This is a genomic window from Shewanella sp. 10N.286.48.B5 (assembly GCF_002874355.2).
Lineage (GTDB): Bacteria > Pseudomonadota > Gammaproteobacteria > Enterobacterales > Shewanellaceae > Shewanella.
On sequence record NZ_MCVG02000001.1, the window covers coordinates 2,227,839 to 2,243,684 of the forward strand.

The window sequence follows — 15,846 nt, forward strand, 5'->3', positions numbered from 1 at the left end:
ATCCTTATGCTGTGGCAACAATTTGAATTTTATCGCCATTAAATTCAATGACATCACCAACGACACACTTTTTACGCTTACGTGTGTCAACTTCGTTGTTTACTGTGACTAAGCCTTCAGAGATGACATGCTTAGCTGCACCGCCACCATCGACTAAACCTTGTACTTTTAATACTTTATATAACTCAACAAACTCATCGCCACTCAAAAGTGCGAATTGTGCAACTTGGCTGCTCATTCAATTTTGGCCTTTAATCATAAATATGGGTTGCATTATACCTGATCACTGCTTAATACCAACCATCTCGCCGCTAACGAGTTATCAATTAACAAGCTGCTAGCATTTTTAGCGGATCGGGATGAATATAGTTGAAATTAAGCTGTTGGCAAATCAAATTACCATTTATTACTTTACTGGCTAATTGGGTTTGATTAAATTGCGGCGCTGCTAAGCCCAAGTCAGCAGTCGCTGCTTGGTAAAACTCAACGCGAGTAGGATGACTCGGCGCAGTTAAATTGTAATAGCTCGACACATTTTTCCCTGAGCTCGTCGCCGCCAATATGGCCTCTATTGCCTGAATGCAATCATCAAGATGAACCAAATTAACCGCGACATTTGCGCCGCTAACATCGGTTTTACCAGCAAAAAACTTACCCGGATGGCGCTTAGGGCCAATTAAGCCTGCAAAGCGCACGATACAAGCATTATCCATTGCAGCAATTAACGACTCCGCAGCCAATAATATTGCACTTTTATCATCATATGCCGCAGCATCCGCTTCGGTCATTATGCGATTTTTAGCAGGATAAACCCCTGTGGTACTGATAAAAATCACCCGCTGATATTGGCGCGGTGCAATCAAGTTGACCAAGGTTTGAATATGCTCAAGATAATGACTTTCACCTCGGCGCAGGCCCGGCGGAATATTAATGATTAACGCATCGGCTTCAAGTAAGCCTTCAAGCTGTGTTGCTTCAATATTTTGCTCACTTAAATCTAGCTTATAAGCATCAATACCCAGTGAGGATAACTGCTCACAACCGGCTTGGGTTCGCTTAGTGCCGCTAACCTGATAACCTTGTTTAACTAATCTTGTCGCTAATGGCAGGCCAAACCAACCACAGCCGATAATTGCAATACAGTTCATGAAAATCCTACGGGTTAAAAAACGCTAAAATTAATCATTAATATGGCAAACATAAAAACATACAGGGGCGTGAACTTCTAGCAAGTTAGCTAGTTTTTTTGATAAGTCTTCTAGTTTTACCGTCTCAACAATCGTTACCCCTTCATCAATTAAGCATCTAAAACTGGCCTGAGTACCATGAGCTGAACAACTAACTACATGGGGCTGCTTAGATGCGGTTGATGTCATCATTACCTTGGCGATACTACCATCGGACAATTTAACAATGGAGCCCGGAGGAAAAACGCCTAACGTTTTCACTAGTATGCTAATCAAGGCTTTATCATGTTTATCAGCACGGCTTTTAAATAAGGTGCCTAATGCCAATTGTGCTGAGCCTGTGCTTTCTAACAATACCGTATAGTCATTCGCTAGAATCACGATTTGGGTCAATAAAGGAATGTGATTTTTGGTGAGTTTATTGGGGTAACCACTACCATCGATATACTCATGATGATGTAGCACAATATCCAACATGGCTTTAGGGAATAAACCACTTCTATCTAGCATTTCATAGCCGATATTGGGATGGGTCTTTATATAGTTTCGCTCGTGACTAGTTAAATCAATGCGTTTGCGACGTATGGCATCAGGTATTTTTAATTTGCCAATATCATGAAACACACAGCCTAACGCAAGATCTCGCATTTGAGCAGGGGCTAACTCAAGGCTGTGCCCCATTAAAATGGATAACACAGCAACCGAGATCCCATGCTGAGCCATGTTTATTTCTTTATCAGCACAGTTAACTAATCCAATTTGTGGCTGTTTGGTTTCATGTAAATGGGTTAATAGTAACTCCACGACTGTCACTGCTTCTCGATGTGATACCGGCGGATCACTAATGACTTTACTATATGCGGGGCGAAGATTACTGCAGGCTTTACTGAAGCGAACTCGACTTGTATTTACTGACTTTTTGATTATGGCGTTAATATCAAACGCGGGGGCCACTTCCGCAGCAACCACAGGTTGACTGATAACGGGCTCAACAAATAAATGCTGACCGTCAATCACAGTCACATAGTTAATGCCTAAGCTATTAATCAGTTCAATTTCTGCTTGGGAGCTAATCAGTACTTTATTACGAAAAAACGGATTATTAAACCACGATAACGGCAGTTTTACCGTCATACCGACCACCAGTTGTGATAACGGTATATTGATAGGCTCAGTTTTAGCCACTACTTTAGCCAAGATAAGATCCTTTTTAACCGCCATAGCAGCCGCTGGTATTGGTTTTTATTTCTGTCAGCTACTATGACTTAACATGTTTTACTTATTCACCTTTATCGAGTCGGTTATTTCTGTTGCAATAACTTTATTAGACACGCCTCGATTATGTTTGGCTGACTCGACAACCTTTTGAGTATGCTGCGCGGCTTGTGACTGTTCATCTGGCTCATAAAGTTGAGCATCTTGTTGTTCTTTCGCCATGGCAAGTTCAGCTTCTACTGCCATATAATCGGCTTCATTTTGCCAATCTTTAAAATAATGCTGCAATCGTTTTGATTTTAATAAATAAATAGCTGACCAAAAGATAAATAATGCATCAAGTGCAAAGCTGACTTTGAAAACAAAATGATCGTGAACCAGGCGTTGGCTAAGTAATAAAGCATCAACAATCAGTAGTAGCCATAGAATGTACTTAATCTGATTAAATAGCGGCCTTAATACCTGTGGGCTGCGTTTTCGCTCCGCAATCACTAATCCATAAATAATTACCGCACCAACCCCGCTCGCTAATGCCAGTAAAAAATCGCTTTTTTCAGGATAAAATAGTCTCACGAGCCCAGTGCGATCGTTAAATTGGGTTAACGATGCAATAAAGACACACCAACCACGGGCGAGAAAGATCAGCATTAAATACAAAAATATCGGCGGTTTTATATGGCCCTTGTCATCAAGCCAAGTGATATTGCTAAAATTCACAGGGTATCCAGTTTATTAGGTAAAGGCTTACTTGCTTAGTTCGAAGCTAGGTAAGCCTTAACTTATGCTATTAATAAATTGCCAGTAGCTACTTTTTAAGATTATTTAAAGCGACTAATTGTTAGTGATTAGTGTTTATTAATTAATAATTAGTGACTTAGCAAATCTAATAAGCCTTGTTCATCAATCACTTTCACGCCTAAGTCTTGGGCTTTGGTTAACTTAGAACCTGCAGCCTCCCCCGCGACTAAACAGTCGGTGTTTTTAGAAACACTGCCGGCCACTTTTGCCCCCAGCGCTTGTAACTGCGCTTTAGCATCGTTGCGATTTAACTGAGTTAAGGTACCTGTTAATACCCAGGTTTGGCCTTTAAGGCTTAAGGCTGACTCATCAACGGCTTCAAGAGCAGGCCAATTTACACCCGCAGCGACTAACTTATCAATCACTTCAAGGTTATGGGGCTGAGCAAAAAAATGCGCTATATGTTTGGCAACAATCACGCCGACATCATCCACTTCAATTAACTCATCAATGCTGGCCGCTTTAATGGCATCAAGGGTTTTATAATGGCTGGCTAAATTGGCTGCGGTGGCTTCACCAACTTCACGAATACCTAAGCCATAAATAAATCTTGATAAGGTAGTGGTTTTGGCATCATCAATGGCGGCAACCAGCTTAGTCGCCGACTTCATTGCCATACGTTCTAGCATGGTGATCATCGATGCTGTAAGGGTAAACAGCTCAGCAGGGCTTTGTACTAATTCTTTATCAATCAGTTGCTCAACCACTTTGTCGCCCATGCCATCGATGTTTAATGCTTTGCGAGAGGCAAAATGTTTAATGGCTTCTTTACGCTGGGCTTCACAAAATAAGCCACCACTGCAACGTGCTACCGCTTCACCTTCAAGCCGCTCGACTAAACTGTCACACACTGGGCATGCTGTCGGGAAGGTAATCTCTTTAGCATCATCAGGGCGCTTTTCAGCCACAATGGCAACAATTTGCGGGATAACATCACCCGCGCGGCGAATAATCACCGTATCGCCGACTTTTACGCCTAAACGCGCAATTTCATCAGCATTGTGAAGCGTGGCGTTTGATACGGTAACACCGCCAACAAACACCGGTTTTAAACGCGCAACCGGCGTCACCGCACCGGTGCGGCCAACTTGAAAATCAACCTCTTCAAGTAGCGTCATCTCTTCTTGCGCGGGAAACTTATAGGCTATTGCCCAGCGCGGCGCTCTAGCGACAAAGCCTAAGGTTGTTTGTTTGGCAATATCATTTACTTTAATTACCACTCCGTCTATCTCGTAAGATAAACTGCTGCGGCGCGTCATAATATCGCTATAGTAAGCAAACACTTCAGGTAAGCTGTCACAGACTTTAACTTCTTGACTAACAGGTAAGCCCCATTGTCTTAATTGGGTAAGCTGGCCAAAGTGACTCTGTGCCATTGGCGAGCTTTCACCTTCGACCACACCTAGAGCATAAGCGTAAAAGCCTAATGCGCGCGTGGCGGTGATTTTGCTGTCTAATTGACGAATACTGCCAGCGGCGGCATTACGTGGGTTAACAAAAGTCTTCTCGCCTTTGGCCTGTTGACGCTGATTAAGCGCATCAAATGCTGCTTTAGGCATGATCACTTCCCCACGCACCTCCATCAGTTCAGGGAAATCATCACCCCGAAGCTTTAACGGAATCGAGTTAATGGTGCGCACATTATCTGTGATGTCTTCACCTACGCTGCCATCGCCTCGCGTTGCTGCGCGCTCTAATACGCCATTACGATATAAAATACTCACCGCTAGACCATCAAGCTTTGGCTCACAGCAGTAACTGACCGTATCTACTTTATCACTAATACGTTTATTAAAGGCTTCAAAGTCTGCTTGCTCAAAGGCATTATCTAAACTGAGCATCGGCTTTAAATGGGTAATTTGATCAAACTTGGCCAGTGGCGCGCCGCCAACTCTTTGGGTGGGAGAATCAATGCTAATCAACTCAGGATGAGCCGTTTCAAGCGCGATAAGGCGCTGCATTAAACGGTCATACTCAGCATCAGGAATACTCGGCGCATCATCCACATAATAAAGAATATTATGACGGTGTAGTTCACTGCTAATTTGCTGTATTTCTGTTTTAATGTCTTGCATAAAATCACTCATCTAAAAAGCAAACAAGGCCGCAAGTGCGGCCTCATTGTAAAATATAATAAAATTTAAGAAACGGCTCGAATTCGGCTTAAGTATGCTTGTTTATTAGTATCAGTCCAGGCGTTACGCTTGTCGTCTAACACTTCAGCGCCTAAGTCATCAGCCAGTTGCTGGGCTGAATTAAGCATAATTGAGAAATTTCTTAACGCATCGCCATGGCAAGGCAATGTCATAAATAACACCACACCTTGAGTGGCAAACTGTTCCATATTGTCAGGGTCAAATACCCCAGGCTTTAACATGTTAGCCATGGAGAATAGCACTTTTCCATTACCGGCATTATCTTGATGACGATGGAAAATATCCATATCGCCGAATTTAAAGTTAAGCGATAACAAACAAGGTAATAGCTCGGCGCCTTGTAATTGTTCACCGTCACGGGCAACCACATGCAGTACTAATACATCTTGCGGCTCGCCAAGTGGCTCTTCTACTGGCTCAGCCTTTGGCGCAGTTTCGACAACAGGAGTGAGCGGCTCTTGTGCTAAGGTTTGATGTTCTGGCGAATGAACACTCGCAGAGCTCACATTAGATTCAGCTTTGGTTACTGAGGCTTTTTCAATAGGGTCGTCAATAAACGGTTCATTAGAGTCATCATTAAACTCTTCACCAAACAGCGCTTGCTGGGTTGGTATATGCTCTGGTTCTTTGGCAGCGGTAGTCATTACGGGATCTTTTCTACCCGGATGGTAACTTGGCGCTTGCACATTCACTGCTGATTGGTTTTGTAGGCCAATGCCCTTTTTTGAACCCGCTGCAGTAATTTCTAGCTCTGCACTATCAAGTTGACTGCTGCTTACATTAGGCTTTAAATGTGGGCTAACCTTCGACTGTCTCATAACAGGCTCAACTGAGACCTCGTCAGCTTTAACCCGTCTCACTTCACCAATACCATCAGCGTCAAACCCCTGTGAGTCACGCTGCTCTGCTTGGCCTTTATAAAACCCCGTCATTGGGTTGTCTTTTAACGTTTTAGGTTGTTGTTTACGAATAGACCAAAACCCATGTACCAATACTGCGATAATCGCTATTGCGCCTAGTATTGACAAAACCAGTTGAAAATCTTCCATTGGTGACCCTGTAATCCTATTTATTCTATTTATTCAGCGTCGGCAAGTGCCACCGCTTCTTCGATATCGACTGCGACTATACGTGAAACGCCCGGTTCATGCATAGTGACACCTATTAATTGATCAGCCATTTCCATGGTGATTTTATTATGGCTAATATAAACAAACTGCACACTCTGTGACATCTCTTTTAATAAGCGGCAAAAACGCTCAACGTTGGCATCATCTAAGGGTGCATCAACTTCATCAAGCATACAAAATGGTGCTGGATTTAGTCTAAATATGGCAAATACTAATGATAAAGCGGTTAAGGCTTTTTCTCCACCACTAAGAAGGTGAATAGTACTATTCTTCTTGCCGGGTGGTTGCGCCATAATGGTCACACCCGTTTCAAGTAAATCATCATCCGTTAAGGCTAAATAGGCTTTACCACCGCCAAAAACCTTAGGGAATAACTTTGATAAGTCCGCATTGACCGCATCATAAGTGGTTTTAAATCGAGTGCGAGTTTCCTTATCGATTTTACGAATGGCCTCTTCAAGTGTGGCTAAGCCTTTATTTAAATCATTATCTTGATTATCTAAATAAGCCTTACGTTCACTTTGCTGCTCAAACTCTTCGATTGCCGCGAGGTTAATGGCCCCTAAATGACTGATTTGGGCTCTTACTTTATCAAGGTTTCGCTGCCATACAATGACTTTAGCTGTTTCAGGAATATGTGCTATCACATCTTGAATCTTTATCTGTTGTTCTTCAAGTAACTGAAATTGGCCATCGGCCTGACCTTTTAATCCTTCACGACGTAACTTTAACCCGCTGAGAGACTGAGTCAAGTTTTGCAGTGCACCAAGCTGTTGTTTTTGAATCAATACCGCACTATCGAGCCGAGTTTGTAACTCTGCCTGCTGTGTACGATTTGAATTCAGTAATTGTTGTTTAGCTTGCTGAATGTCGAGTTGCGCGTTTAATTGTGTTTGCAGCTGTTGTAATTGCTGCTCACCTAAACTGGCATTAGTTTGCTGCGAAGATTCCCGCAGCTGCTTGATTTGCGCTGTGGTGGACTCGCTCTGCTGGGTTTGCTGGCTAATATTGGCTTGTAATACTGCTACTTGAGTGTGCAATTGTTGCATTTTTTGCCGGCAACTATTGCTATCACGCTCTTGCTGACTGCGGTTAGCTTTATAATCTCGTAGCTGCTGACTGGCAGTTTGCCAATCTTGATTTACTTGCTGCTGGGTTGCCAACTGCTGTTGATGCGTTTGCTGGGATAACTCAAGCTCGGCAGTTAATCGCTCTATCGCTTGTTGACCTGCGCCAATTTGTCCTTGCAGCTGAGCCACTTGTTCATCAAGGCTTTTTTGTCGGCGTAATCTGTCTTGTTGCTGCAGCACCAAACTGTGGCTCTGAGCATCAAGCTTACTGCAATCTAATTGCAACTGGTGATGTTTAAGTTGAGATTGACTCAATTGCGCGTGAGCATCGCCAACTTGCTGAGTTTGTAAGCTCACTTGCTGCTGCAACTTCAACAATTGCTCATTTAATTGGCTAATTTGTATTTGTAATTGCTGGTACTCATTTTTAAGTGCCAGCTGTGATTGCTTAGAGTCGGCTTTTTTAAAGACAAAGCCATGACCCACTAAATAACCATCTTGAGTGGCAAAAATGCCATCTGAGCTTAACTGCTTAAGCTGCGCTTTTGCCTCATCAACACTGGCACACCAGCTTACATGGTGAAGCCAAGGGGATAAATTAACCGCAGCGCTAATTTGGTGATTCAGCGCGCTCACCTCACCTGTGGCAATAAAACCACTCACTGATGGGCCAATTGCACCACCAGCATCAATCACTTTGGTGGCTAAAATGCCTTGCAGTAATACATCAACAGCCTTTTCCCAGCCTGGCGTTACCTCAATGGTTTGCCATAAAGCTTGCTGATCATCGTCATTGCTGGTTAGCCATTGCTCAATCAGCTCACTTCTGGCGCTTAGTGACGATAACTGCTGTTTTTGCTGCTGATAATCTTCACTTGCCTGAGCTAGCTGTTGTTGCTTATCTTCAAGTTCATCAGTGAGTTGATGTTTGATTTCATCTTCTAATTCAAGTTGCTCTTTAAGGGCGGTTAACTTGAGGTCAAGTGCGGTTAATTCAGCTTGTGAGTCAGACTCAGTATTTCGCTGCTGCTCAGCACTAAGTTCGATTAACTGCTTTTGTTGCTGCGACAGCATTTGTTGTTGATGCTGCAATTTGCTCTGGGTTAGTGCCGCTGCCATTTTGGCATTCGCCGCGCCATCAGATAACACCGATAAATGCTGCTGTAAGTCTGCCGCTTTTTGCTCAACATCTTGCAGCTGAGCATCAATAACGCCCAGCGCTTGTTCTGCTGCAACAAGTTCAGGTTTGCCCTCAGCTAACTGCGCCGTTAATTGTTGCTCTTGCAGCATCAAGGTTTGCAACGCATTACTAGCAACTTGCTGCTGCGAAATGAGATCTGCTAATTGTTTTTCCAGCTGATTATCTTGTAGCTGTTGATGTTTAAGCTGTTGTTCAAGCTTAGCGATTTCTGTGCCTGCTTGATAATACTCGGCCACCAGCTGTTGCTCAGCAGCGGTTAATTCTGCAATTTGGGTTTTAAGCTGAGTAAGGGTTAATTCAGTGGTTTCACCATCTGCATTGGCAGCAGCTAAATTAACTTCAAGTTGTAAAATCTCTTGAGCAATATTGTCGCTTTGGTTTTTAAGCTCTTGATAGCGCATCACCAACAATTGCGCATGTAAGTCACGTTCTTGTTGCTTAAACTCACGATATTGCTTGGCGGCCTGCGCTTGTTGTTCAAGCTTGTCGATTTGGCTACCGAGCTCTAAGCGAATATCGCCCAATCGCTCCAAGTTTTCACGGGTATGGCGAATACGGTTTTCAGTTTCACGGCGGCGTTCTTTATAACGGGAAATGCCTGCTGCTTCTTCAATAAAAACCCGCAGTTCTTGGGGTTTAGATTCAATAAGACGCGAAATCGTCCCCTGCTCGATAATGGCATAACTTCGTGGGCCCAAACCTGTGCCCATAAATAAATCGGTAATATCTTTACGGCGACACTTTTGACCATTCAAAAAGTAATTTGAGTCACCATCGCGACTGACTTGTCTTTTTACCGATATTTCTTGATAACTGGCATATTGGCCTGCTAATCGACCATCGAGATTTTCAAAGCTCAACTCAATGCTGGCAACTGACACGGGTTTTCTGGCGCTAGAGCCATTAAAAATCACATCCATCATCGAGTCGCCACGCAAATGCTTAGCAGAGCTTTCGCCTAGCACCCAGCGCACGGCATCAATGACATTGGATTTACCACATCCATTGGGGCCTATAATGGCCGTTAAAGGTTGGTTGAAGGGAATTTTGGTGGAGTCAACGAACGACTTAAAGCCAGCAAGTTTTATTTGTTTTAATCGCATTGTGCTTGTGAAGTTGTTCCAGTGAGATTGATTAAGAAGCGTCAATGAATAATCATCTCGTCTGCGTAAGACGGATAAAGTACAACTTTACCAATCGCGCTGCATTTTGTAACGATTTTTATGACTTAAACACACTTTAAGGCTTGTTTTCCGCTCAATGCATCACCACAATCATCATAACTAGTTTTTTCAAGGATGTAATCGATGCCAATTAAACCAATGAAAAGTGGTGTTAATTATTTTATGGATGGGTTTAAGCTCATAAAACAACCGGGGCTACGAACCTTTGTCTTCATTCCATTAATGGTTAACTTAGTTTTATTCTCAACGGTCATTTATTTTGCCATTGGTAAATTAGATGAAATGTTTGCTTGGATGAACGGCCAAATCCCCGAATACCTCACATGGTTAAATTTTTTCCTGTGGCCACTGGCGGTTGTTAGCTTATTAGTGGTGATGTCTTTTATCTTTAGCTCAGTGATGAACTGGATAGCTGCGCCCTTTAATGGCCTGCTGGCTGAAAAAGTTGAGATGCACTTAACCGGTAAGTCACTTAACTCTGGCACAACGGTAGATTTAATTAAAGATTTGCCGCGAATAATGGGCCGAGAGTGGACTAAATTAAAATACTACCTGCCTAGAGCATTACTGTTTCTAGTGTTATTTATCGTGCCTGTTGTTGGCCAAACCGCCGCCCCCGTTTTATGGTTTTTATTCAGTGCATGGATGATGGCAATTCAGTATTGCGACTTCCCATTCGATAACCATAAAGTGCCGTTTGAGGATATGAAGTTTGCCCTCAATCAAACTAAAGGCACCAGCTACACCTTTGGCGCAACAGTGACGCTGTTTTCAATGATCCCGATAGTGAACTTTATCGTCATGCCAGTGGCTATTTGTGGCGCTACTGCAATGTGGGTTGATAAATATCGTGATGCTTATAAACACCCTGAAATAGCACCAGAGTAGTCGTTTAGTCGTCGTTTGATAGTAAACTTAATGAATTGAGTTAATTCATAAATGCTAAAGCCTCAACGAAACTGTTAGGGCTTTTTTGTTTTACATATTTGAACTTGAGTAGCGTACATCTGGACAGAAATTATTTAGAACAAAGGGTCTAAATATCGGTCCTTGGATTAGTCAATTTATGGTGTCCAAATAAAGTTTACACTGACCCCACATATCGACCCCACATATCCATTATTATTAGATTAAAAGCATAAAGAATATTTAGTAGTATTCGTTCAATAAGGGGATAGTGAGTTATCCTCTTATTGAGTTTCAAAGGGAGTTAATTTAGCTCAGTTCTGTCAGAACTTGTTCTAGCACGTCTACCACTTTTGCTGTTTTAGCCACATCTAAAGCGTCAGGGTGAGGAGAGGCGAACTGTCCTCTATCATTATCAAAATATTGACCTGTCGCCTCTGCAAACTCATCAGCTAATGCTGCGCGAGTTAATATATCAGCGCCAATCGATAAGTCGCCACCTGCAACGCCGTATGCTTGTTTGACCATTTTACTGCCAAGCATTGATGCTGGGTTAACTGCCACAATCATTGGGCCAGTTCCTTTAATCGCTAAACCTAAATGGCGTGACCACATTGTCAGTGCCAATTTGCTTTGGGCATATACGGTTGAGTCAGACAATGAGCTTGGTTTAGCCATATCATTGGCAGAAAATGCCGCCTGTGCAGCAGAAGATAAGTTAACGATACGACTGCTTGAATCCATGATAGGCAGTAATAATTGGCTTAATAAATAGGGCGCATAAGTATTAACCGCATAACGTGAATCTAAGCCATCTAGGGTAATTAATGTGCTTGGGTTATAAACCCCTGCGTTATTAATCAGCACATCAAGATGATTATGCTTGGCTTTGATTTGTTTAGCCAAAGATCTTACCTCTTCCATGCTAGATAAGTCGGCAACATAAAACTCAATTTGTGGTTCATCTGCAGCTGTTGCTAATAGATTAACAACGTCAGTCAGTTTATTTGGATTACGGCCATGTAATAACACCTTATGACCTTCAGCAATTAACATCTTTGCTGTTTCTAAACCAATGCCATCGGTAGAGCCGGTAACAAGAATCGTCTTTTGCATGATGAGTTCCTAGGGGTTAATAAGTTACGGGGCTGCTTTTAAGGTTTCACTTTTAAGACTTCAAGGTTTAAAAATTCTTGCTTTATAAACCTAACGCCCACACATTCAATATATGAATGTTAGCAGGTATAAAGTGATTGATAAGCGAGGGTTCAACAGAATTAGTTTATAGGTTTTGTTAATAATAGTGGGCATAAGTAAGAGCTGAACTAAGCCTCTCATTTTTAAAGGAGTAACTTAACGATTTTTACTTGGATGAATTAAGTACATCACAAATATATGGCCATGTTAATCGTCTATCGGGATAAGGACGCGGCTACGCGCGGCCTATCCTTATCTGTTAGACATTACAGCTCGTTTTTACCATCAAAGTGAATGATATTTAGATTACGTGAATCTACATTTTTAACACAACCTAAATTAATCCTGAATTTACCTGGTTCATATGTTGTGTCATGAAATGGGTAAATACCACATTGATTGCAAAAATGATGATTTACATCATGATCACCCCAATGATAGGTTTTGAGGTTCTCTTTGCCGCTTAACAGCTTAAATTCATTTGGCGCAAAACTTTGCTTAGACATAATTGCATTTTTTCTTATGCAAATTGAGCAATTACATTGTAATGCTTCCTTTATTTCATCAGTTTCGAATTCAAATTTAACTGCTTCACAGTGGCAACTACCAGTATATTTCATTACTTCTTCCTTTTTGAATAGAACCAAAACAACTGTATATAAAAACAGTTAAAAGGTAAAATCCAGATTTGAGGAATGCCTAACGCCGCAATATTGGGCGCACAAATGCATGGCTATAATCAGCGACGAAGGAGCGCAAGCCATGCGTTTTGCGTCCTGACTATAATTGACTTGTTAGCAATTTAGTTAAAACAAACACCCGATTTACCCTGCAATAGAGGTACGGCTATATCAGGGTCTTCAACCTGATAGTAGAGTGACAGTATTTTCCATTTAGGGCCCGCTACAGCTAATTGTGCCACCCATTTTAAAACTTGTTAGTTAGTCGGAGGTTATCAGTTGTCCATTGACTATGGCTGCCTATGGATTTACTAGGTGGTAACTCACAAAGATATGCATCTGTGAGTCCCGAGTAAAACCCATTAAGAAAGGTTTGCGATTAAGTTAACAACTTTGTATATTCATTCGTAGCAATAGGTTAGACACTATTGTTTGATATTTACAATGGAATGTAACTCTTAAGGAAGTCATGAATAAATTTACCCTTACTTTAATCGCAGCAGCTCTTCTTGGCGGCTGTGGTGGATCTGACTCTGCTTCAGAAACTCCCGACCCAACTCCGACACCTACTCCTTCACCAACAGCAATTGCAGATACAGGGCTTGCCCAAAATAATCTAGCGGTAACGCTCGATGTGCTGGCTAATGACACTGATCATAGCGGCAATGGCTTAACGATTACATCAACTTCAGATTTAGAATTCGGAAATGTTGAAATAGTCAATAACCAACTTGTTTTCACACCTGAAGAAGATACTACAGGCACTGTAACCTTTAATTATCAAGTTAGCGATGGCGCCAACAAAGCGAATGCTGACGTTACAGTAACCGTTAATCATACCCTAACCCTTTCAGGTCAGATAACTGACAGCCCCATTGCCAATGCCGAAGTCGTGGTCACCTTAGATGGCATAGACCACACAGCAACTGCTGATAGCGAAGGTTACTACTCGCTCCCATTAACCATCAATAACCTTGATGAAATAATTAAAATACAAGCGTTCGGCTCCGCTGAAAGCAACCAACAAAATGTTGAGCTAATCTCAATTGTTGGTCAAACAGGTACGTTGCTGCAGAGGGTTGATGAACAACGCAAGATTACTGCTGAACAGGCTAAATCGCTTAATGCTACCCAATTATCAACAGCAGCTTACTTGATTGCTAAAGACCGCAATAACAATGAAGAATTTGAATCTGCAGAGCAATTTGAACAGGTTCTAGCTGGGGTACCAGCACAGCATCTGCTTGAAACTGCAGGATTCATAAAACTGTTAGTGGATAATAGTGAATTTGAAATTCCCGAGGGGAAAACAATAGTCACACTGCTTAATGACGAAGAACTCAATACCTTGCAGTTGATTAATCAGTATCTGATAAATAATGAACTGATTGATGAAAACGGCAATCCGAGTGAAGCCTACGAAGAAGCGCTGGAAGAGGCAATTAAACAAACCTTAGCCGATTCAAAGGTTGTTGATAGCTTTACCAAAGAGATGTTTACCGACAAATCAATGAGCTGGCTAGTAGGAGCGCAACCTGGTTGGCTAGAGTTCCGCGGCGACAGTATTATCTTTAATGCCAATGGTTCAGGAACTGTATATTTGGATTCATACTCTCTAAACAACGAATTACCTGAACCTGAAGGATTTGATTGGTCTATTCAAGATGGAAAGGCAATGATTGAGTACACTGACAGAAGTTACGTTTCATACACCTCTGTTTCCTACCCTTACTACCAGTTGGAAGAGAATTATGGATTTTCATCCGACGTCGTTGAAGCATTTATTGCTGCGTACGAAAGTGGATATTATGACAGTCAAATTCCGCTAACTTACCGTACCCAAAGCGACAGCATTACCTTACTTCAAGCCAATGAGATGTCTTATCAAGTTAATGTTGACTCTACTATAGAATTAACGATTGAAATGCCTGAGTGGGTCGACTGGAATAAAGATAATCCCAAAACAGTGATTACTGAGTCATCACAACAAGTTCTTCACCATAATTACAAAAGTGCATTTGCTGGTAAAGCGCTTGAAGATTTCAATGGTAAGTGGGTACTACCTATCGAAAGCAACTACCTCGCTCAACCTGAATTCAGCGAATCAACTGGTGAATACGAGCAAAACGTGAAAACTGCAATCAAAGCAGATGTCATTACGATCAACAATGGCCAAGCTCAGAGTCAAATCGGGGAAAAGAGCTTTACCGTCAGTTTGGAAAATGATGTTCTTAAACTAACGATTGGTGATACACACTTTGAATATACTCCATACGCTTCACAAGGTGATGAGCACTTGGTCTTAGTGGCAAAATATCAAAATAATGCATTCCAGTATTCAACTTCCCAACGTATGGCTAAGTATACCGCTGGTGACTTTGTGGTAGGGAGTAAACTTGTGACAGAATTACCTGAAATGTCACTTTCAAATATCAATGCCTACTTACCTTCATACTGGAATGGTAATCAAATGACTGTAGGTGGAGTATGGGGACGCCTATTTAGAGCTGATGGCACTTTTAATCATGGCATCTCAGGAGTGGAACCTGGTAATTGGAGCAATGAACAACAAAAAGTAACTGATATACCAATGTTTGATATAGGTTACCATGAGGGTACATGGACGAGCGTTGGTAATAAAGTTGACCTGCATATTTCACAAGATTATATTTTGAGAACACGCCATCGCGAATGGGAAGTCGTTTCTGTGGACTCTGAATCTGGTCGTATGGTCGTGTTTGAATACTCAAATTGGCATCTAGATATGGATGGGGACGGTGTTCTAGAAGATGCCGAACGGTACACTATCATTCCTCCGAGAATCAACTATGTTTCTACTATTGATCTAAGCGATTGGGAAGATGCTTGGAAAAACTCTCAAGATTTAGGCTCCATGCAAACCAACGCTACAACACCTATCTCTGCGTCAAAGTTTAGTGGCTTAGATAAACGGTTCGATAACAAACTGTTTATGGAGCCAAGCAAGCATTAATGTAAAACTTTTAAGCAAGAAATAACAAAAGATATGGCTGTCCAGCCTCTTCGATAAGAGTAATCTGACAGCCATGGTCTTAAGAGTTTCATACACTTTATAGACATTCACCATATCCCTAAAATTTAAC

General features: G+C 41.9%; 10 protein-coding genes and 1 pseudogene. 2 read left to right on the plus strand and 9 right to left on the minus strand.

Translation table 11 applies throughout. The features are described from left to right. Positions 1–4: 4 nt before the first annotated feature. The 7 genes and pseudogenes from BCU57_RS09605 to BCU57_RS09635 form a co-directional block, all read right to left on the minus strand. The gene (locus BCU57_RS09605) at positions 5–238 is read right to left on the minus strand and encodes an RNA-binding S4 domain-containing protein (protein ID WP_102440416.1); all 234 of its coding nucleotides are present in this window, start codon (positions 236–238) and stop codon (positions 5–7) included. 88 nt (positions 239–326) lie between these two features. Next, positions 327–1,148 carry an SDR family oxidoreductase gene (locus BCU57_RS09610; protein ID WP_102440417.1) on the minus strand — a complete coding sequence of 274 codons (822 nt, stop codon included), beginning with the start codon at positions 1,146–1,148 and terminating at the stop codon, positions 327–329. 30 nt (positions 1,149–1,178) lie between these two features. After that, positions 1,179–2,384 carry an HD-GYP domain-containing protein gene (locus BCU57_RS09615; protein WP_198589271.1) on the minus strand — a complete coding sequence of 402 codons (1,206 nt, stop codon included), beginning with the start codon at positions 2,382–2,384 and terminating at the stop codon, positions 1,179–1,181. A 273-nt stretch (positions 2,385–2,657) separates the two neighbouring features. Further along, a pseudogene (locus tag BCU57_RS09620) lies at positions 2,658–3,119 on the minus strand (DUF2919 domain-containing protein); the annotation flags it as partial. Between the two features lie 149 nt (positions 3,120–3,268). Further along, on the minus strand, positions 3,269–5,275 hold the full coding sequence (ligA, locus tag BCU57_RS09625) for an NAD-dependent DNA ligase LigA (protein WP_102440426.1): 2,007 nt from the start codon (positions 5,273–5,275) through the stop codon (positions 3,269–3,271). Positions 5,276–5,340: 65 nt separating this feature from the next. Further along, the gene (gene zipA, locus BCU57_RS09630) at positions 5,341–6,405 is read right to left on the minus strand and encodes a cell division protein ZipA (protein WP_102440420.1); all 1,065 of its coding nucleotides are present in this window, start codon (positions 6,403–6,405) and stop codon (positions 5,341–5,343) included. A 29-nt stretch (positions 6,406–6,434) separates the two neighbouring features. Then, entirely contained in the window at positions 6,435–9,860 is a 3,426-nt protein-coding gene (locus BCU57_RS09635; protein ID WP_102440421.1) for a chromosome segregation protein SMC, read from the minus strand. Between the two features lie 204 nt (positions 9,861–10,064). Here BCU57_RS09635 and cysZ point away from each other — a divergent pair, with 204 nt between their 5' ends. Continuing rightward, positions 10,065–10,829, plus strand: a complete 765-nt coding sequence (cysZ, locus tag BCU57_RS09640) for a sulfate transporter CysZ (RefSeq protein WP_076540003.1) — start codon at positions 10,065–10,067, stop codon at positions 10,827–10,829. A gap of 327 nt (positions 10,830–11,156) precedes the next feature. Here cysZ and BCU57_RS09645 read toward each other — a convergent pair whose 3' ends face one another. Both BCU57_RS09645 and BCU57_RS09650 read right to left on the minus strand, forming a co-directional pair. Continuing rightward, a complete protein-coding gene (locus BCU57_RS09645) occupies positions 11,157–11,963 on the minus strand; it encodes an SDR family NAD(P)-dependent oxidoreductase (protein ID WP_102440422.1) in 807 nt (268 codons plus the stop codon). Positions 11,964–12,310: 347 nt separating this feature from the next. Next, positions 12,311–12,664, minus strand: a complete 354-nt coding sequence (locus tag BCU57_RS09650) for a GFA family protein (RefSeq protein ID WP_102440423.1) — start codon at positions 12,662–12,664, stop codon at positions 12,311–12,313. Positions 12,665–13,193: 529 nt separating this feature from the next. Between BCU57_RS09650 and BCU57_RS09655 the strand changes: the two genes are divergently transcribed. Further along, entirely contained in the window at positions 13,194–15,716 is a 2,523-nt protein-coding gene (locus BCU57_RS09655) for an Ig-like domain-containing protein (RefSeq protein ID WP_102440424.1), read from the plus strand. Positions 15,717–15,846: the final 130 nt, after the last annotated feature.

Excerpts from the sequence above, each read along its gene's own strand:
- BCU57_RS09605 (WP_102440416.1), bottom strand. The coding sequence starts at position 238 with ATGAGCAGCCAAGTTGCACAATTCGCACTTTTGAGTGGCGATGAGTTT.
- BCU57_RS09610 (WP_102440417.1), bottom strand. The coding sequence starts at position 1,148 with ATGAACTGTATTGCAATTATCGGCTGTGGTTGGTTTGGCCTGCCATTA.
- ligA (WP_102440426.1), bottom strand. The coding sequence starts at position 5,275 with ATGCAAGACATTAAAACAGAAATACAGCAAATTAGCAGTGAACTACAC.
- zipA (WP_102440420.1), bottom strand. The coding sequence starts at position 6,405 with ATGGAAGATTTTCAACTGGTTTTGTCAATACTAGGCGCAATAGCGATT.
- BCU57_RS09635 (WP_102440421.1), bottom strand. The coding sequence starts at position 9,860 with ATGCGATTAAAACAAATAAAACTTGCTGGCTTTAAGTCGTTCGTTGAC.
- cysZ (WP_076540003.1), top strand. The coding sequence starts at position 10,065 with ATGCCAATTAAACCAATGAAAAGTGGTGTTAATTATTTTATGGATGGG.
- BCU57_RS09645 (WP_102440422.1), bottom strand. The coding sequence starts at position 11,963 with ATGCAAAAGACGATTCTTGTTACCGGCTCTACCGATGGCATTGGTTTA.
- BCU57_RS09650 (WP_102440423.1), bottom strand. The coding sequence starts at position 12,664 with ATGAAATATACTGGTAGTTGCCACTGTGAAGCAGTTAAATTTGAATTC.
- BCU57_RS09655 (WP_102440424.1), top strand. The coding sequence starts at position 13,194 with ATGAATAAATTTACCCTTACTTTAATCGCAGCAGCTCTTCTTGGCGGC.